At 39.1% G+C, this 20,029-nt stretch carries 17 protein-coding genes; 15 read left to right on the top strand and 2 right to left on the bottom strand.

Annotation, left to right across the window (positions count from 1 at the left end; all coding sequences use genetic code 11):
* Positions 1-41 precede the first annotated feature (41 nt).
* A complete protein-coding gene (locus AAHI99_RS04075) occupies positions 42-707 on the bottom strand; it encodes a hypothetical protein (protein ID WP_342227032.1) in 666 nt (221 codons plus the stop codon).
* Between the two features lie 341 nt (positions 708-1,048).
* On the opposite strand from AAHI99_RS04075, the gene AAHI99_RS04070 reads away from it, so the two are divergent.
* From AAHI99_RS04070 to nuoI, 10 genes are all read left to right on the top strand, one after another.
* Positions 1,049-2,146, top strand: coding sequence for an MFS transporter (locus tag AAHI99_RS04070; RefSeq protein ID WP_342227031.1), 1,098 nt, complete (start codon positions 1,049-1,051; stop codon positions 2,144-2,146).
* A 148-nt stretch (positions 2,147-2,294) separates the two neighbouring features.
* On the top strand, positions 2,295-2,651 hold the full coding sequence (locus AAHI99_RS04065; RefSeq protein WP_339049511.1) for an NADH-quinone oxidoreductase subunit A: 357 nt from the start codon (positions 2,295-2,297) through the stop codon (positions 2,649-2,651).
* A complete protein-coding gene (locus AAHI99_RS04060; protein ID WP_425288703.1) occupies positions 2,642-3,124 on the top strand; it encodes a NuoB/complex I 20 kDa subunit family protein in 483 nt (160 codons plus the stop codon). Before AAHI99_RS04065 ends, AAHI99_RS04060 begins: the two co-directional genes overlap by 10 nt.
* A gap of 3 nt (positions 3,125-3,127) precedes the next feature.
* Positions 3,128-3,820, top strand: coding sequence for an NADH-quinone oxidoreductase subunit C (locus tag AAHI99_RS04055; RefSeq protein ID WP_342227030.1), 693 nt, complete (start codon positions 3,128-3,130; stop codon positions 3,818-3,820).
* A 7-nt stretch (positions 3,821-3,827) separates the two neighbouring features.
* On the top strand, positions 3,828-5,081 hold the full coding sequence (locus AAHI99_RS04050; protein WP_342227029.1) for an NADH-quinone oxidoreductase subunit D: 1,254 nt from the start codon (positions 3,828-3,830) through the stop codon (positions 5,079-5,081).
* Positions 5,078-5,587, top strand: coding sequence for an NADH-quinone oxidoreductase subunit NuoE (gene nuoE, locus AAHI99_RS04045; protein WP_342227028.1), 510 nt, complete (start codon positions 5,078-5,080; stop codon positions 5,585-5,587). Before AAHI99_RS04050 ends, nuoE begins: the two co-directional genes overlap by 4 nt.
* Positions 5,577-6,857 (top strand): NADH-quinone oxidoreductase subunit NuoF, encoded by a 1,281-nt coding sequence (nuoF, locus tag AAHI99_RS04040; protein ID WP_342227027.1) that lies wholly within the window; start codon positions 5,577-5,579, stop codon positions 6,855-6,857. Before nuoE ends, nuoF begins: the two co-directional genes overlap by 11 nt.
* 153 nt (positions 6,858-7,010) lie before the next feature.
* On the top strand, positions 7,011-9,398 hold the full coding sequence (gene nuoG, locus AAHI99_RS04035) for an NADH-quinone oxidoreductase subunit NuoG (RefSeq protein ID WP_342227026.1): 2,388 nt from the start codon (positions 7,011-7,013) through the stop codon (positions 9,396-9,398).
* Positions 9,388-10,416: an NADH-quinone oxidoreductase subunit NuoH gene (gene nuoH / locus AAHI99_RS04030; RefSeq protein WP_342227025.1), complete on the top strand. Its 1,029-nt coding sequence runs from the start codon at positions 9,388-9,390 to the stop codon at positions 10,414-10,416. The genes nuoG and nuoH overlap by 11 nt, the downstream gene beginning before the upstream one ends.
* Complete coding sequence (gene nuoI, locus AAHI99_RS04025) at positions 10,413-10,910, top strand: NADH-quinone oxidoreductase subunit NuoI (protein ID WP_342227024.1); 498 nt, start codon at positions 10,413-10,415, stop codon at positions 10,908-10,910. Before nuoH ends, nuoI begins: the two co-directional genes overlap by 4 nt.
* A gap of 24 nt (positions 10,911-10,934) precedes the next feature.
* On the opposite strand, the gene AAHI99_RS04020 is transcribed toward nuoI, so the two are convergent.
* On the bottom strand, positions 10,935-13,643 hold the full coding sequence (locus tag AAHI99_RS04020) for a hypothetical protein (protein ID WP_342227023.1): 2,709 nt from the start codon (positions 13,641-13,643) through the stop codon (positions 10,935-10,937).
* Between the two features lie 437 nt (positions 13,644-14,080).
* On the opposite strand from AAHI99_RS04020, the gene AAHI99_RS04015 reads away from it, so the two are divergent.
* The 5 genes from AAHI99_RS04015 to nuoN all read left to right on the top strand — a co-directional run bounded on the left by AAHI99_RS04015 (position 14,081) and on the right by nuoN (position 20,027).
* Entirely contained in the window at positions 14,081-14,674 is a 594-nt protein-coding gene (locus AAHI99_RS04015) for an NADH-quinone oxidoreductase subunit J (RefSeq protein WP_342227022.1), read from the top strand.
* Positions 14,671-14,976: an NADH-quinone oxidoreductase subunit NuoK gene (gene nuoK, locus AAHI99_RS04010; protein WP_342227021.1), complete on the top strand. Its 306-nt coding sequence runs from the start codon at positions 14,671-14,673 to the stop codon at positions 14,974-14,976. The genes AAHI99_RS04015 and nuoK overlap by 4 nt, the downstream gene beginning before the upstream one ends.
* A 6-nt stretch (positions 14,977-14,982) precedes the next feature.
* The gene (gene nuoL, locus AAHI99_RS04005; RefSeq protein ID WP_342227020.1) at positions 14,983-16,899 is read left to right on the top strand and encodes an NADH-quinone oxidoreductase subunit L; all 1,917 of its coding nucleotides are present in this window, start codon (positions 14,983-14,985) and stop codon (positions 16,897-16,899) included.
* Between the two features lie 135 nt (positions 16,900-17,034).
* A complete protein-coding gene (locus tag AAHI99_RS04000; protein WP_342227019.1) occupies positions 17,035-18,570 on the top strand; it encodes an NADH-quinone oxidoreductase subunit M in 1,536 nt (511 codons plus the stop codon).
* On the top strand, positions 18,567-20,027 hold the full coding sequence (gene nuoN / locus AAHI99_RS03995) for an NADH-quinone oxidoreductase subunit NuoN (RefSeq protein ID WP_342227018.1): 1,461 nt from the start codon (positions 18,567-18,569) through the stop codon (positions 20,025-20,027). Before AAHI99_RS04000 ends, nuoN begins: the two co-directional genes overlap by 4 nt.
* Positions 20,028-20,029 lie beyond the last annotated feature (2 nt).

The raw sequence follows: 20,029 nt of genomic DNA, 5'->3' as shown, positions 1-20,029 counted from the left end.
ATTGTAAAGAGCATGTTTATAAGATAAAAAATATTTTCTTTTTATAAAGTATTAGAAAGAAAATGGTTGGAATCGTTATATTCAATTAAACTTTCATAGGAGTTTTCATCGATAGGAGTCAAACGATTTTCATCATTATTTAATGAATGTTCACCTGTATTTTGTGTGAATTCAGCATTTTGTGGAATTTTTCGAGCGGGAAATAGACAGGGGGTAGAGTTAGGACTAGAAATTTGTCCTCGTAGGTTAGTTAAGTTTAACGTAAAAAATTTTGAATTTAATTTCTTTTGGTAATCTGAGTTACATTTTTGCAGCGCGTCCTTAGCGGATTTTTGTTCGTATCCCTCCATCTGCTTATATAATGTAAAAAAGTTAACCGAAAATACTATCAACGATTCAAAGCAAATTAAGCTAATAGTAAGAATACTCACAGGCGTGATTGCCAGCAAAATTATCGAAACAAGCAAGCTCGTTAGTATACATAGGAGTAAAAAGTGTCGGATACTTTCACTGGCTAAAAAAACATTATTACATTCTTCGAAATAGCTTTTAAGGGCATGTTTTATTTGAATTATCTCTGGGGGAGGATTTGACTGTCCATCAGTAATGAGATTTAAAGCGTTTTCAAATGATTCGATATCAAAATCTTCTAGAAAGGGTTGGATAATGAGAGGATCCCCATAGTAAAAATCCATTTCAGGGTGCATTTTATTTCCCTTATAAAACGTAAACTCTCCGCACTCTAGCATTTATTGAATCACAGAGCAATCACATAAAAACAGGAGTTTCGCGGGTAATTTTTAAGGTTTGCTGTAAAATCAATTTTAAATATAAGGTGTTTTTTTGTCTTTATAGTTTTGCGAAATTCCCAAAACTTCTCGTGGGCCGCCTGTGGGTTTGGGTTTTTCATGGTTGGTGCCATAGTAAAATGCATTAAATATGATACTATGGATGCCGTTTTACGATGGTTAGCTTACTGTTACTAATATCCAAAATTATAAATATACTTGGACCGATTATTAACCTTGTGTTTGAGCAAATAATTCCAATGTCATCAAGTGCTAAAAAGATATCTATTTTATTTCCCATTAGTTTAATTCTTTATGAATTACCCTTGTACTTGGCTAATAATATTTTCTTGCCGGCCTTACCGTTAGTAAAAGATTCCTTTCGCGTATCAAATGCAACGGCACAGTTAAGTGTTGCCTTGTGGTTTCTTGGCGCATCAACCTTACAAGTCATTTTAGGGCCACTTTCTGATCATTATGGACGAAAAAAAGTATTATTATCAGGAGGCTTAATTTTCTTATTGGCCACTCTAGTCTGTGCTACTACCACATCAATCACATGGTTTTTAGCGTGTCGGTTTATGCAAGGGTGCGTGGCTAGTACCATTTTAGTCACAGGTTATGCCATCATTCACGAACTTTTAGATACAAAATCGGCTATTAAGACGATCTCTTGGATGGGCAGTATAACATTAATGGCACCCGCTGTAGGACCAATGTTAGGTAGTCTGTTATTGAGTGTGATGCATTGGCGAGGCTTATTTGTTATTTTAATCGTGATGGCTAGTTTAAGTTTGATCCTTCTCTATATTTTTATGCCACAAGACAAAAGAAATAAACCCGAAAATTTGAAAATAAAAACAATTATCCAGGATTATCGATCCATCGTTACTAGTGCCTATTTTTGGATTTATACCTTAGCTTTTAGTGTGTTGTTTGCTGCACTCATGGCTTGGAACACTATCAGCCCTTTTTATTTAGTTAGTTATTTGAAACTCAGTCTCTTGAACTTCGGTTTGTTGCAAATGTTGTTTTATGGGGTATTTATTATTGGAGTGAATATTAATTCTCTATTAAAGTTTCCTTTGGATCAAATTATTCACCATGGTTTAGTGTTCTCGGCAGGTTTTTTATTTTTCAGTCTTATGACATTATTGTATCTACCACATCAGCTGCTGATAGTGATGACTAGTCTTTTATTATTTGCCTTAAGTACGGGAGTTATTCTTTATTCACTCAATCGTGTAGCGATAGAAATTCCAAAAGCTCCTATGGGAACTGTTACCGCGGTCTTTGCAACAACCCTAAATTTATTTGCTTTTTTAGGGAGTTTATCCGTTAGGTGGTTACATTTTTAGTTATCTTCTTACGTTAGAAAATGACGATCGTCATCTCTATTAGTACATGTCAATAGCGATCCTACCGAGTAGAAATAATATGCATGTAGAATTTTAGTCGCCGAAGGTTGTATACTAGCGACAAAATTGCTCAGGTAACGATAAAACTATGTTACAGAATTATTTCCCCATACTCATTTTTATTGCTTTTGGCTTATTTATTGGTGTGGCGGCCTTATCAATCGGGCGCTTAACGGGCTTGCAACGTCCGGATCCAGCAAAGTTATCTTCCTATGAATGCGGTTTTCCAGGTATTAGCGATGCGCGCTTGCCTTTCGATATTCGTTATTATCTCGTGGCGATTTTATTCATTATTTTTGATTTAGAGACCGCTTTCTTATTTCCCTGGGCGGTTTCTTTAAGACGCATCGGCTTTCCTGGATTACTAGCGATGGGGATCTTTTTGGGTTTATTATTGATAGGTTTTATCTACGAGTGGAAAAAAGGGGCCTTACAATGGGAATAGAACCATTATTACAACAACAAGGGTTTGTCATTACATCCTTAGATAAGCTGCTCGGCTGGGCACGTAGCGGATCCTTATGGCCGATGTCGTTTGGTTTGGCATGTTGTGCAGTAGAAATGATGCATTCGGCCGCTGCACGCTATGATCTGGATAGATTTGGCGTCGTGTTTCGACCCAGTCCACGACAATCTGATGTAATGATTGTAGCAGGGACCTTATGTAACAAAATGGCTCCTGCTTTACGTAAGGTTTACGATCAAATGGCAGAACCTAGATGGGTGATATCGATGGGATCCTGTGCAAATGGTGGAGGTTATTACCATTACTCCTATTCGGTAGTACGTGGTTGCGATAGAATTGTACCGGTGGACGTGTATGTGCCGGGCTGTCCGCCAACCGCAGAAGCATTAGTGTATGGTGTTATACAATTGCAAAATAAAATAAAAAAAACTCACTTTATTGAGCGTACTTAAACTATGTCAGACGCTGTTCTGCAACTTCAAAAAATCAATCAACGCTTTGATTCTGTTATTCAAGAAATAACCGTTGAGCGTGGTGAAATCAGTTTAGAGATTGCAGCTGAGGAGTTACATGCCGTTTGTTTAACATTACGTGATGAAGCGGATTTTAGGTTTGAATTATTGGTGGATATTTGTGTCGTGGACTATGCTGAGTATGGCATCAGCGAATGGACGACTGAACGTTCCACGCTAACGGGTTTTGAACGTGGGGTTGATACGACCGGCGATTTGCAGCCCATTGCTTGGACTAAACCACGCTTTGCAGTGGTCTATCATTTTTTATCTCTCACACATAATCAGCGTTTACGTTTGCGTGTTTTTGCTAAGGGTGAACCACCGCAAGTGCCGTCTGTCATTAAACTATGGCCAGCGGCTGATTGGTATGAACGAGAAGCGTTTGATTTGTATGGTGTTTTTTTTGATGGACATCCAGATTTGCGACGTTTGTTAACCGATTATGGTTTTGTTGGCCATCCTTTTCGCAAAGATTTTCCGTTAACGGGACATGTTGAGGTCCGTTACGATGCAACCGAGGGACGAGTTATTTATCAACCAGTCACGGTAACGCCACGTACTTTAGTGCCAAAAACCATTCGCAAAACCACGAATGAAGATATCCTAACCTGTTTTCATCAAAAACCAGAGTGAATGTTGCATGCCTGAAATTCGTAATTACACGTTAAACTTTGGTCCACAACATCCTGCTGCACATGGTGTATTGCGTCTGATCTTAGAATTAGATGGCGAGGTTATCCAATCGGCGGATGCGCATATTGGTTTATTGCATCGTGCGACCGAAAAGTTAGCTGAATCTAAACCTTATAATCAAAGTATTGGTTATATGGATCGTTTAGATTATGTTTCAATGATGTGTAATGAGCATGCGTATGTGTTGGCAATAGAAAAATTGTTAGGCGTGACGCCTCCGAAACGCGCTCAATATATTCGCGTTATGTTTGATGAAATTACACGTATTTTGAATCATTTATTGTGGTTAGGTGCACATGCCTTAGATATCGGTGCAATGACGGTGTTTTTATATTGCTTTCGTGAACGCGAAGATTTAATCGACTGCTATGAGGCAGTGTCAGGCTCGCGTATGCACGCAACTTATTATAGACCGGGCGGTGTGTATCGTGACCTGCCGGATAAAATGCCACAGTATAAACCTTCTCAATGGCATAATGAAAAAGAAACACGTGAGATGAATGCGAATCGAGAGGGAAGTTTATTAGACTTTATTGAAAGTTTTATTACGCGATTTCCTAAATTGATTGACGATTATGAAACATTGCTGACTGATAATCGCATATGGAAACAACGCACCGTTGGCATTGGTGTTTTAACGGCGGAACGTGCTTTACAGTTAGGGTGTACCGGTCCAATTTTACGCGCTTCAGGTGTTGCTTGGGATCTACGTAAAAAGCAACCGTATGAAGTGTATGATGAATTAGATTTTGATATACCGATAGGTAGCAAAGGTGATTGTTATGATCGTTATCTGGTACGCGTCGAAGAAATGCGTCAATCAAATGCATTAATAAAACAATGTGTGAATTGGTTACGTGCTAATCCAGGTCCTGTCACACTGACCGAGCATAAAGTGGTACCGCCGACGCGTTTGCAAATGAAAGAAGATATGGAATCACTTATTCATCATTTTAAATTATTTAGTGAAGGTTATTGCGTACCGCCCGGTGAAGCGTATGCCGCGATAGAACATCCTAAAGGTGAATTCGGAATTTACATGGTTTCGGATGGCGCAAATAAACCTTATCGGGTTAAAATACGCGCAGCTGGGTTTCCGCACTTGGCGGCTTTAAATGAATTGGTTTCCGGACATATGATTGCTGATTTAGTCGCCATACTGTCCAGCCTTGATATCGTATTTGGTGAAATCGATCGATGAAAAAAGAGACGAATAACAACAGCGACCTATTATCTGAAGATTTAAAAATTGCTATTGAGAAATGGACCAAGAAATATCCGCCGGATCGTAGGCAGTCGGCAGTGTTACCCGCCTTGATGCTCGCACAGGAGTATAATAGTGGTTATTTATCCCAAGACTTAATTGATGCTGTGGCCGATTACTTAGAAATGTCACGAGTGACTGCTTATGAAGTGGCCACGTTCTATACGATGTATGAACTTAAACCGATAGGTCGACATAAGATTGGGGTTTGCACCAATGTTTCTTGTATGCTGAGCGGTTGCGATAAAATCGTAGCGCATTTGCAAAATCGCTTACAAATTAAATTCGGTGAAACCACAGCGGATGAAAAATTTAGCTTACGTGAAGTTGAATGTTTAGGTGCCTGTGCAAACGCCCCAGTAGTCCATATCGGACAACGTTATTATGAAGATTTAACACCCGAAAAATTAGATAAAATCTTGGATAACTTAGATGGCGAATGAAATTTGTTTCCGTACTTTACAGTTTGACCAACCATGGAGCCTAGCCAATTATCGGCGTGTGGGTGGTTATCAAGTTTGGGAAAAGATCCTAAAGGAAAAAACGCCACCGGAACAAATTATTGCTGAATTGAAACTCTCATGTTTACGCGGGCGTGGTGGTGCAGGGTTTCCTACCGGCTTAAAGTGGAGCTTTATTACGCGTGGTGCTCCGGGTCAAAAATATGTTCTCTGTAATTCGGATGAAGGGGAACCTGGAACCTGCAAAGATCGAGATATTTTACGTTTTAATCCGCATCAATTGATTGAAGGCATAGCAATTGCCGCTTATGTGATGGGCGCCAGTGTGGGTTATAATTATATACGCGGTGAATATTATGAACCTTTTGAGCGTTGTGAAACCGCTATCGCAGAGGCCATTGACGCAGGCTATTTGGGCGAAAATATTTTAGATTCTGGATTTGATTTTCAACTGTATAACCATTTGGGCGCTGGTGCTTATATTTGTGGTGAAGAAACCGCTTTAATGGAATCCTTAGAAGGAAAAAAAGGTTTTCCACGTTTTAAACCACCTTTTCCAGCGAATTATGGTTTATATGGCCGACCCACAACGATTAACAATACTGAAACCTTAGCTTCCGTCCCGGTGATCTTACAAAAAGGTGGGAAGTGGTTTTTAGAATTAGGAAAACCGAACAATGGAGGTTGTAAATTATTTAGTGTGACTGGGCATGTGAATAAACCGGGAAATTTTGAAGTACCTTTAGGTATTTCATTTAAAGAATTATTAGCCCTTGCCGGTGGAATGAAAGAAGGCAGAAACTTGAAAGCTGTGATTCCAGGTGGATCATCTATGCCGGTGTTAACGGCAGAAGCAATGTGGAATACCACCATGGACTATGATTCGATTGCTAAAGCGGGCTCAATGTTGGGCTCAGGAGCGGTGATTATCATGGATGAAACGACTTGTATGGTAAAAATTTTAACGCGTATTGCCCATTTTTATAAAGAAGAATCTTGTGGTCAATGTACGCCCTGTCGTGAAGGAACCGGCTGGATGTGGCGTATGTTACACCGTATAGAACACGGGCTAGGGCGGATGAGTGATCTGGATTTATTAGATAGTGTGGCAGGGAAGATTATGGGACATACCATTTGTGCCTTAGGTGATGCAGCGGCGATGCCCGTGCAAAGTTTTATTAAACATTTTCGAAGTGATTTTATTGAACATATTGAACATAAAAGGTGTCCAGTAGGTGATGCCCATGATTAGATCGAAACTGTGTAATTTGCTTGATTTCATTGTTGAACACCCGGCTTCGGTCCTCATTTACTCCAGTAAACTCCGGTCCTCGCCAGTCGTTCGCCGCGAACTCAAGCAAATTCCTTTGTTTCGAAAGAAGTCGATTAGTTGTCGAGAAGAAATATGATAGACATAGAAATTGATGGTCGTACCTTACACGTCGAACAAAATACCACCATAATAGAAGCGGCTGATAAAGCGGGCATTTATATTCCACGTTTTTGCTATCATAAAAAACTTTCTATCGTTGCTAATTGTCGTATGTGTTTAGTCGAAGTTGAAAAATCCGGAAAACCTTTACCCGCTTGTGCGACTCCAGTTACTGCGGGGATGAAAGTTTTTACTACTTCAGCAAAAACTAAAGAAGCGCAACGTTCGGTGATGGAATTTTTATTGATTAACCATCCTTTGGATTGCCCTATTTGTGATCAAGGTGGCGAATGCGAACTGCAAGATCTTTCTTTAGGATATGGCTCCTCGCTTTCGCGTTTTACTGAAGGTAAACGTTCTGTCAAAGATGACAATTTAGGACCATTAATCTCCACTGAAATGACACGTTGCATACAATGTACGCGTTGTGTGCGTTTTGGTCAGGAGGTTGCTGGAATTAAAGAATTAGGGACACTGAATCGCGGCGAAGATTTGCAAATTAGTACTTACATAGAACACAGTTTGGAATCCGAATTATCGGGAAATATTATTGATCTTTGTCCCGTGGGTGCGCTGACGTCAAAACCGTTTCGTTTTACCGCACGTGCTTGGGAATTACAACAATCCGCTTCGATTGCACCCCATGATTGTTTGGGTTCGAATATTTATTTACATACACGTCGCGAACAAGTCATGCGCGCAGTACCGCGAGAAAATGAAGCGATCAATGAAACCTGGTTATCGGACCGGGATCGATACAGTTATCTCGGTATTCATAGTAAAGAACGCTTGACCAAACCACATATTAAAGAAAATGGACAATGGTTTATTGTCGATTGGGAAACCGCATTAGAGAAAGTGGTGTTGGAATTTAAAAAAATTCTAAAACAACAGGGTGCGCAAGCCATTGGAGGCTTAGCTTCACCTTCGAGTACCACCGAAGAATTTTATTTTTTCCAAAAATTATTGCGTAGTTTGGGTACTCAGCATATTGATCATCGCTTACATCAAACCGATGTATCGGATCAAATGCAAGCACCACTCTGTCCGCCTGGTTTAACTTTGTCAGCATTAGAAAAAGCATCTTTCGTTTGGTTAGTTGGCTCTAATATTCGGCGTGAACAACCGATTGCAGCCCAGCGTTTACGTAAAGCGAATTTAGCCGGTACAAAAATTGCCAGTTTGAATTGTGTGGATATGCGTGTTCCTTTTACATTGCATGAGAATCGATGCGTGAGTCCGGAAGAATTCGTCCCAACTTTATTGGGTATTGCTAAAGCCTTGGATGACAATCAATCTTTGGCAGCATTGGTAGCAATCACGCCCGACACTCGTCAAAGTGATTTAGCTGCACAATTAAAAGCTTCAGAAAATGCGGTGATTGTTTTAGGTGCCTTAGCGCAGAATCATCCACACGCCAGTTTAATTAGAACATTAACTAATTTTATTGCGTGTCAAACGGGGGCGCGCTGTGTGACTTTGACTGAAGGTGCGAATAGTGCAGGCGCTTGGTTAGCCGGCGCTATACCACATCGTGCTCCCTGCGGTGTATCCGTCGCTGAACCCGGTTTATCCGCCGCTGAGATGCTCAATGCAGATTTACGTGCGTTTATTTTATTGAATGTCGAACCTACTTTAGATTGCGCTAATCCGCAGAGTGTTAGTAAAGCATTAAAGCAAGCCGATTTTATACTCGCTTTATCCACTTTTAAAGCGCAATCCTTACTCGATCATGCGCACGTTATTTTACCGATGGCAACATTTGCTGAGATTCAAGGTAGTTTTATCAATACGGCGGGTTGTTGGCAAACCTTTTCAGCAGCAATACCGCCGCTAGGCTTAGCACGTTCTGCATGGGAAATCTTACAGACATTAGGCAATAGTTTGGAACTAGCCGATTTTAATTGCTCGGATCATGCGTTTATTCGTGAAGAATTAGAACCGGTATTATTAGAATATCTCGCCGTTCCTAATGTGGTTCAGCTGGATAAACAAGTAACACAAAAACGTATGTCCTGTGGGCAACAGGGTAGAAATAAAAGTCACTCCAGTGCGAAACATCTAACGCGTATCAGTGAATGGCCTATCTATAGTGTTGATAGTTTAGTACGTCGGTCTTTACCCTTACAACATTCAGCCAGTAACGAACCGGTCACCGTTGCCATGAATGCTGCATTAGCCAAAGAGTTAAATTTTATTTCCGGTCAATTTATTCGTATTGAACAAGGAGCAGGGCAGGCTTTATTACCTTTATCGATACAAGCGGGTATTCCTGATCATTGCGTTTATATTGCCGCAGGTTGTGAAGAAACCACTGCCTTAGGTGAATCATTTGGAGTAGTTAATCTCTATGCTGAATGATTTACTCTTATTAATTTGGATCCTGATTAAGATTATTGTCATTACTATTCCTTTATTACTGATGGTTGCGTATTTAACCTTTATTGAACGTAAAGGCATTGGTTATATGCAGACCCGAATTGGACCGAATCGGGTGGGACCCTTAGGTTTTTTACAACCGATTGCCGATGTTGTTAAGTTAATTACCAAAGAGATTATTGTTCCAACCGCTTCGAATCGTTATCTATTTATTTTAGCTCCCATTATTACCATCGCCCCAGCGTTAGCCGCTTGGGCCGTTATACCGTTTGGCGAAGGCCTAGCGTTAACGCAAATTAATGCGGGTGTGTTGTATTTGTTTGCGATTACTTCATTAGGTGTGTATGGGATTTTAATCGCGGGTTGGGCAACTAATTCGAAATACGCTTTATTAGGTTCATTACGCGCAGCCGCGCAAACAATCTCTTATGAAATTGCCATGGGTTTTTCGTTTGTGGGCGTTTTATTAGCGGCGGGTAGCATGAATCTACATGATATTGTGTTGCGTCAACAAGGGGGAGTTTTACATTGGTTTTGGCTACCATTATTACCGCTGTTTGTCTGTTATTGGATTTCCGGAATTGCTGAAACTAATCGCGCACCTTTTGATTTAGCTGAAGGCGAATCCGAGATCGTGGCAGGTTTCCATGTTGAATATTCAGGCGTTAGTTTTGCTTTATTCTTTCTCGCTGAATATATGAATATGATTTTAATCTCGGCGATTGCTAGTTTATTATTTTTAGGTGGTTGGCTATCACCTTTTCAAGGTATTGCGGTGTTAAACCAGGCATTGATTTGGGTTCCTGGTATCATTTGGTTTTTTATAAAAATGGCTGGTTTTTTAGGACTTTTTATTTGGTCGCGCGCGACCTTTCCTCGATATCGCTATGACCAATTGATGCGTTTGGGTTGGAAAGTGCTAATTCCAGTTACTTTAGTTTGGATAGCGGTTGTTGCTGTCGCCGTACAATTTAAATGGGGCCCTTGGTTTAGCGCATGAAATTGTTAAGAAAAATAGTACAACTCATTAAAACTTTTACACTCTGGGAACTTTTTAAGGGACTGGGTGTGACCGGGCGACATTTTTTTAAGAAAAAGGTCACAATACAATTTCCCGAAGAAGAAACACCCCGTTCAGTCCGGTTTCGCGGGTTACATGCTTTACGTCGTTATCCTAATGGCGAGGAACGCTGCATCGCCTGTAAATTATGTGAAGCCGTTTGTCCGGCGTTGGCGATTACCATCGAAGCAGAGCCACGTGATGATGGTTCACGGCGTACGACCTTATATGAGATCGATTTATTCAAATGTATCTATTGTGGATTTTGCGAAGAATCTTGTCCAGTCGATGCTATCGTCGAGACCAATATTCCACATTATCATTTTGAAAATCGTGGCGAAGAGATTATGACCAAAGAAAAATTGTTGGCTATTGGTGATAAGTATGAGAAGCAGATAGCAGAAGAAAGGAAAGAAGATGCTCCTTATCGGTAAGTTATCTCGGTTTATCTAGAGAGCTTAAGGGTTTATCCATAAACGATTACCCCGTGGTATGTTTTCTATTTCACGATGATGTTGATCATGTTCTTGTTCTTTTGCAGTATATACATTTAAGCTGCTGTGTGCAGGCTTATAAAATAGGATGGGTAAACGGATGGAAAATTTAGATTCTATTTCATCTCGGCGCTGAATAGCGCTCAAACGTTCTGAAGGCGTGTTTCTTTGAATAATAATTGCGCGTAATGCTTCTTTGTTTAGTTTTGCCAATACTTCATTCATTGTACTATTAGTTTGTATTTCTGCTATAAAGCTTTCTTCATTTGTTTGGTTAATACCTTGTATAAAAGTTTTATAGTTGTTAACATTAGTTTCTTCTCCTACCCATTCATGCTCGTAAGTGGTGGCATTGGCCAGTAGTAATGCTTTTACCTGGCATTGTTGCCGATCAAACAAGAGTCCTCCATCCGTACGAAATAGAAACGTTAATAAATGCGGAGAAAGTAGGGTTGTTGAAGTTTTTTTCGTATGAGAATAGTTTGCTTTTGGCTTTGGATGTCTATCCTTTTGATAAGAAATAACTTCACCCGTTAAATGAACAAATTTCTTAGTCTCATTGGTTACTGGCACTGATCGACGTAATGAAGACTCTCGGTGGTTTGGATTTGCTAATTGCCTCATAAAAAATCCCCAATTGTTGGGTTGAATCACTTTAGCTAATCCATTATTAGTTGCAATACAGCTTTTTGCTGTTTCAAGCCCTTGTTGCTCCTCTTTTTGCTTTAACCCGTAATCGTGTAGATATTTAGTGAAACTCTCATTGCTCCAACCTCCACCAAATAATTTATCCTTGAAGAGTAAACGATCAAGTAGGATTTGTGTAGATGTATCACCATTTTGTCTTAAATAGCGATAATAACTCCAATTCTCTACACCCGATAGCCAAACTTCTTCTAAGCTTTTCTGAGGAAAGACTTGGTTTTCTTGTTTGATATCCTCTAAAAATGCTTGTTCTTTATACGATAAAACTTGTTTTTTGGCCTTTTGAATCAAACATTCTTCAAATAAAAGAATTATTTTTGTATGCGGTTTAGCTAACTTCCCTTCAAAATAATCATCAATACATTGCGCTAACAATGGGTGTTGATTATCGATAAGTAGCGATCGGAGTGTTGAATTTGAGTACCAATATTGGTAAAAAGTATCTTCTATTTCTGGAGCAACTGAGAGGTTGGAAGTAAATAATAAATCAGGTAAACGTTTTTGTAAGTCAATCAAAGGAAAATTCAGCGTTTTAAGTTGTTGTGATGAAAAATTAGAAAAAAATAATGCTAACAAACGAGTGGATTGTAAAGCTAAAACATTATTCAGGAGATTTTGTCTTAAATTATGGAACTTATAGATGCTTTCAAGGGGATTAATGACAATACGGAAAAAGTCTACTACTAAAGGCATCAGCAGTGCTACACAAACACCGATAATAGGAAAAATTCCCAAAGAAAATACAGATAGAATTGATAGGATGGGTAGAATATAAGGAATGCCAATGACTGCTAGGGCCGTGAGTAAAATGAAGCTCAATCCAATCAGACAAAAAATCCCAATCTTTACTCGATTTTCGACTAGCTCATTTATAATATCCTTAATCAGGACAAATATAATAAAGGATGAGGGTTTAATCGCTTTTTTAAAGCGTTGCAGTAAAATTTCTTTGAATTGAGGGTTAAAATGATTGATTCCTTGCTCACTTAATTTTTCGAATAATGTTTCACACACCGTAGCGGAATGATTTTTGAGCAAAAAATTTAGAAACTTGTTTTTAAAAAAAGGTGAATTTGCATTAAATAATTTTTTAATGGTTGCGCTGTCTATTTTATGCAGTAATGCTAAAATAATTTCTGAAGCATGATTTAAACTCACTATTTTCAAAAATTTAAGTCCATATTCTGGAGTTAATAATACTTGTGTTAATTCTTGAGAATTAATACCTTCGATAAGGGCTAAGTGCTGTGGACTTGCTCCTTTTTCTTTTAATTCATTTAAGATAAGTTCAGCGGGCAAATTAACTACCAGTATCTCAATAAGATACCGCTTAATTAAAGCTGAATTAATCACATATTCATTATTTCCCCAAATAGCTTGTTGTCCCATCCATGGCTTAAAAAAGTCCATGGCTTTATTGACTATACTGCTAGGATCATTTTCATCCTGTGAGAGGGAATAAAATTCTTCCATTCGTTCATCTAAGGAATGAACGACGCTACTTAAGCGAATTGCAGCAAAGGATAATGCGGCAGCGGTTCTTGCCTCTATACACCCAACATCCCCATCGAAATGTAATTTTTTTGCAAAAGCGTCAAGTTCGTCTTTTTTTTCCATAGCTTCTATAGCCTGTTCAAATTGTTCAACAAGATCTTTTAATCCTAATTGGACCTGCTGGGTAGAAGAATAGCTATTAAAATGCATGGCGGTATCCTTGAAATCTCGGATAACCCCTTTTGATTTGTCTTGTGCATAGGTATAGATAGAATCATCGTTCCGATGTTCTACCGCATAACCAATAAAGTCTAAATTAATCTTAATAAATTTTAGACAATCTATAACCTTGTAGGCATTTTCTTTAGTTGTACTGTTTAAGCCTGTATTGGCGATAAAATTGGAAAAACGATTAAGGATCTGAAATTGATGGGTATATTTCTTAAGTATGGGGTCTTTTTTGCTAGGAATCATAAAAGCTCCAACTCGATTTTTAATTAGTATATCTCTCAATCCTTAAGGTTTTTTTAAGAGTTTTTTAGGGGGGGTGTTAAAAGTAAACCCATTCTGCATTTGTTTTAAAAAAATGCGCGATATTGAAAGCGGCAGGGTTGATGACATTTGTGGTTTCTATTAGGAAGTTGCTATGCATAGAATGGTCATTTAGAATGCTAACATTTAAAATACGAGTTCGTGGGGTTAAGTTTTCTGAAATATTACTGACTCGGTGCATTGCTAATTGCTAACTGTGTTAGGATGCGCTAAAAAATGCCATTTTTGAGTCTTGAATGAGCTACCTTAGGTAGGTGACAAGCCTAGTAGGTAAAGATTAAAGGTTAAGCTTACAAGATTAATTAGCCGAACCAACGAGTTTCTGAAAAATTATAAAATGTAAAAATTATAGGGTAATAATGCTTCTACAACAATTTGCTTTTTTTGGTTTTGCTACATTGCTTATTGCTGCTGCATTAATGACGATCATTTCGCGTAATCCAGTGCGCTGCGCGTTATTCTTGGTATTGGCTTTTTTTTCTGCTGCCGCTTTATGGATATTATTAGAAGCAGAATTTTTAGGTTTAATCTTGATTTTAGTGTATGTCGGTGCGGTCATGACGCTATTTTTATTTGTCATTATGACCTTGAATATTGATAACGCTGAAAAACAATACGGATTCGTGCGTTATTTGTTTCCTGCTGTAGTCAGTGTACTGATTTTATTAGGATTACTTATTTATGCGGTCTACCCACTTTCCGGCTCAACAGGACGCGTAGCATTGTCTGCACAAGCAAGTAATGCACAGGCCTTAGGTGATGTACTCTATACGCAATATGCTTATCCGTTTGAAATTACCGGAGTTTTATTACTGGTGGGAATTATTGCCACGATTGCATTAAGTTTCCGAGAAAAACGTTTGAATAAAGCAATCGCACCTGAATTGCAATTAAAGGTTAAATCTTCGGATCGATTACGAATTATAAAAATGCCAGCCGAGAGAAAAAAATGATTCCATTAAATTATTACTTAATACTCGCCTCCACGGTATTTAGTTTGGGTTTACTCGGGGTGATGATCAATCGGAAAAATATTATTATTTTACTGATGTGTGTCGAGCTACTATTATTAGCCGTGAATATGAATTTTATTGCGTTTTCACATTTTTTTGCTGATTTATCCGGTCAAGTGTTTGTCTTTTTTGTGTTGGCAGTAGCGGCCGTGGAAGCGGCGATTGGTTTAGCAATATTGATTGTATTATTCCGCACCCGACATAGCATACAAGTCGATGCTTTAAATCGTTTAAAGGGGTAGTTGGTAATGAGTCATTATCAGTTAATCAACCTTGCATTAGTCTTATTCCCTTTAGCAGGTGCATTAATTGCTGGCTTAGGGGGTCGACGTATCAGTAATCGCTTAGCGCATACGGTGACCATTTTAAGTGTAGCCATCTCTTTGATTTTATCGCTGTATTTTGCCTATCAACTCTTTTTTCAACACGGTGGCGCTTATGACGGAAATCTTTATTTATGGGACTTAACGGGAAAGTTTCGCTTTAATATCGGTTTTTTAATTGATCCATTAACGGTGGTGATGTTTCTCATCGTAACGTTTATTTCCTTGATCGTGCATATTTATAGTGTCACTTACATGGCAGGCGATCCAGGTTATAAGCGTTTTTTTAGCTATATGTCAGCATTTACCTTTGCAATGCTCATGTTAGTGAGTGCAAATAATTTTCTGCAATTATTTTTTGGCTGGGAAGCAGTAGGATTAGTTTCGTATTTGTTGATTGGTTTTTGGTTTAAACGCGAAGCGGCGAGTGTGGGAAGTTTAAAAGCATTTCTGGTTAATCGCGTCGGTGACTTCGGTTTCTTTTTAGGTATTGCCTTATTATTTAATTATTTTGGTAGTTTAGATTATTACCAAGTTTTCCATGCCGCACCTGCACTTAAAAACGCCACTATCAGTATTTTTCCACACACTTCGTATTCCTTGATCGCAGTTATTTGTTTCTTATTATTTATTGGCGCGATGGGAAAATCTGCACAGGTACCTTTACATGTTTGGTTACCAGAATCGATGGAAGGTCCCACACCTATTTCAGCGTTAATTCATGCCGCAACCATGGTCACAGCGGGTGTTTATTTAGTGGCACGGCTTTCGCCTTTATATGAATACGCACCGAGTGTGTTAAATCTTATTTTAATTTTAGGTGCGACTACTGCTTTATTTATGGGCTTTGTTGCGATTGTTCAGAATGATATTAAGCGCATCATCGCTTATTCTACGCTTTCGCAACTGGGTTATATGATGGTCGGCTTAGGCGCTTCAGCGTATGCAGCAGGTATTTTTCATTTAGTGACACATGCTTTTTTCAAAGCTTTATTATTTTTAGCCGCAGGTTCAGTCATCTTAACTATGCATCATGAGCAAGATATTCGTAAAATGGGTGGCTTAGCAAAAGTCATGCCGATAACGTATGCTTGTTTTTTAGTCGGTGCATTAGCCTTGGCTGCTTTACCGCCTTTTTCAGGTTTTTATTCAAAAGATGCCATTATTGATGCCGTGCATGCATCCACTTTACCCGCAGCCTCTTATGCGTATTATTGTGTGTTAATTGGTGCAATGGTGACGGCTTTTTATATTTTCCGTGCTTTTTTCTTAGTGTTTCATACCCAAGCACGCAGGCCCGTTAAACATTATCAAAAAACTACGACGATCGTTAAATTGAGTTTAATTGTGTTAGCTATCCCGTCTGCTATCGCAGGAATTCTATTAGTACCGTCTTTTTTAAATGTTCCTGGTTTACTCGCGAGTAGTCTTAGTGTGCTACCCAACCATAAACTGATGGCAACTGAGCATTTGTTAAGTACAGCGACTATTTTTTCTGGTATTGGTATCGTATTGGCATGGTTTTGTTATCTACAATTTCCTGCTATTCCAGCTTGGGCGCAAAAACATTTTTCGTGGCTGTACCAAATTTTAGTGAACAAATATGGCTTTGACGCATTTAATCAGGCGGTATTTGCGAATGGTGGTCGACGTTTGGCGAAATTATTTTTTAATGTGGATGCGAAGGTACTCGACGAGAAATTGATTGATGGCTCAGGAAGACGTATCAGCTGGCTTTCCAATATATTGCGTCGTTTACAATCTGGGTATATTTACCAGTATGCATTCATTATGGTATTAGGAATCATTATTTTTTTATTAGCTTATACTCTTCGCACTTGAATTTTTGGCGGTGTTGCCGCTCAATTCGCAATCCTCATGTATAATTTATATACTCCGGTTGCTTATTTTCGCGACGCCTTGCCAAAAATCTAATTGCTGTGAGCATATTCCTTATAACTTAGTAGTAGTATAAGAATGTTTTTAACTTTATTCATACATAAATATTTATTAAGTTTACTTATTTGGTTGCCAGTGCTTGGCGGTGTCTTGGCGATTGCATTTAATGGTGATCGTTATCCGCAACGTGCGCGCATTATTGCGTTAATAACTTCACTGATTACTTTGCTGTTGTGCATACCGTTGTATTTGGATTTCAATCCTGCTTTAAGTAGTATGCAATTTCAAGAAAATATCCCTTGGATTACTGTCTACAATATTAATTACAGCTTAGGTGTCGATGGTATTTCCTTACCACTTATTATATTAACGGTGTTTACTACTTTGCTGGTTATTTTGGCGGCTTGGCGGAGTGTTAATCTGCGCGTTGCGCAATATATGGCAGCCTTTTTACTCATGCAAGGCATGATGGTAGGGACGTTTGCTGCAACCGATTCGATCTTATTTTATGTATTTTGGGAAGCGATATTGATTCCTATGTATTTGAGTATTGGTGTATGGGGCAGTGATAATCGTTCGTATGCGTCGATAAAATTTTTCTTATATACCTTTTTCGGTTCAGCACTCATGTTGATTGCTTTACTGTATCTCGGCGTGCATAGCCCAAAGCATGACTTTTTGATTGCGCATTTTTATCCAATACCCCTCAGCATGCCTGTGCAAATATGGATCTTTGTCGCTTTTTTAATTGCGTTTGCGGTAAAGATTCCGATGTGGCCTTTACATACGTGGTTACCTGATGCGCATACCGAAGCACCCGCCGGCGGTTCTGTGGTATTGGCCGCATTAATGTTGAAACTTGGCGGTTATGGTTTTCTGCGTTTCACATTGCCGATAGTTCCAGATGCGAGCCGTTTATTAGATGGTTTTATGATAGCGCTGGCTTTGATCGCTATCGTTTATATTGGTTTGGTGGCATTGGCACAGGTGGATATGAAACGTTTGATTGCTTATTCTTCAATCGCGCATATGGGCTTTGTAGTACTGGGTTGCTTTATGTTATTTGCCATCATGAAACATAGTCATAATGTGTTAATGGCCTATATGAGTTTAGAAGGGGCGATGGTACAGATGATTTCCCATGCTTTTAGCTCTGGAGCGATGTTTCTAGCCGTGGGGATGTTGGCCTATCGATTTCGCAGTCGCCAAATCAAAGATTATGGTGGCCTTGCCACCAGCATGCCTTTATTGGCGTCTTTTTTCATGTTATTTGCCATGTCGAACGTCGGTTTACCAGGTACATCGGGTTTTGTCGGTGAATTTATGATCATCCTGAGTGCGATGCAAGCCAGTTTTTGGATTACCACGATTGCGGCTACCACAATGATATTGAGTGCCGCTTATACGCTTTATATGTACAAGCGCGTATTTTTTGGTGAAATTACTAATCCTTTGATTTCTAAAAGTAGTGATATACATGGTTTTGAAAAATTGGTGTTTGTTTTATTAACATTTGCCATTATTTTAATTGGTATTTATCCAGCTCCTTTATTGACGATCATGCATGCTTCGATAGACTCGGTTTTACATTGGAGTTTGCAAACTAAATTATGATGACATTACCACAACTACTTCAATTTCCTGCACTTCCTGAAATCGCTTTACTGCTGATGACCTGTGTAATTCTGCTAATTGATTTATTTGTTCAACAGAAATCCAGTTTGCTTACCTATATAGCAACGCAAATGAGTCTAGTTATTACACTGGCCTTAGTTATACATTTGCACCGCATACCGGCGCAATTATTGTTTCATCAACATTTTACTTGGGATTTAGTGGCCTATTTTATTAAGTTATGCATTTTAGTATTCAGTGTATTTGCTTTTATCTATGCGCGTGATGCGATTAAAAGACTGCATATCCATTCGGGTGAATATTATTTATTAGGTCTATTTTCTATATTAGGTATGTTGGTGTTGACGTCGGCGAATAGTTTATTAAGCCTTTATCTGGGCTTGGAACTATTATCCTTTCCACTGTATGCGATGGTGGCTTTACAACGTCAATCCAGCCAGGGCGCCGAAGCCGCGATGAAGTATTTTATTTTAGGTGCATTGGCTTCCGGTTTATTCTTGTATGGTCTTTCGTTATTTTATGGCGCTACGCATTCTTTAATTTTGCCTACGATACATCAGGCTTTACTCGCAGGAGGGCAATCTAACCTACTGCTCAGCACAGGACTTATTTTTATATTGGCCGGGATTGCATTTAAAATCGGGGCCGCACCTTTCCAACTTTGGGTTCCAGATGTCTATCAAGGTGCGCCTACACCCGTTACGTTGTTTATTAGTGCAGCTCCTAAAATAGCCGGTTTAGCGCTGGCAATCCGATTGTTAGTCGACACAATGCCTAGCTTACTTAGCTATTGGCAGCCCTTATTAGCCGTTATCGCCATTTTATCCTTTAGTTTGGGTAATTTGGTGGCTATCGCGCAAAGCAATTTAAAACGTATGTTAGCTTATTCGGCCATAGCCCATATGGGCTATGGCTTGCTTGGCTTAGTCGCGGGTACGGCGATGGGTTATGCGATGAGCCTCTTCTATATGTTGGCATATGGCCTGATGGCCTTGGCTGCATTTGGTTTATTAGTGGTTATGAGTAAATCAGGTCAGGTTGAACATATTAGCGATTTAAAGGGATTGAATGCACGAAACCCTTGGTTAGCATTGATGATGCTGCTGGCGATGTTTTCTATGGCAGGAATTCCACCTACAATAGGCTTTTTTGCTAAATTAGGTATCTTGGAAGCCCTAATTTCAGTACATCTGCTGTGGATAGCCACATTAGCGATTATTTTTGCTATTATTGGGGCGTATTATTACATTAATGTGATAAAAGTGATGTATTTTGAGGAACCTGAACCCACTATATCGCCTTTAATGGTAGCGCCGGATGCCTACCTTGCATTGAGTATTAATGCTATACTACTTCTCGTTCTAGGTTTATTTCCCAGTCAATTAATATGGCTGGCCAAGGCGGTTTTTTTTACTATTAACCATCCTGTTTATTGAGG

Origin of the sequence: Rickettsiella endosymbiont of Rhagonycha lignosa (assembly GCF_964031165.1) — a bacterium.
Lineage (GTDB): Bacteria > Pseudomonadota > Gammaproteobacteria > Diplorickettsiales > Diplorickettsiaceae > Aquirickettsiella.
The sequence above is the reverse complement of the archived record's forward strand: the minus strand, read 5'-3'. Positions and strand labels throughout refer to the sequence as shown.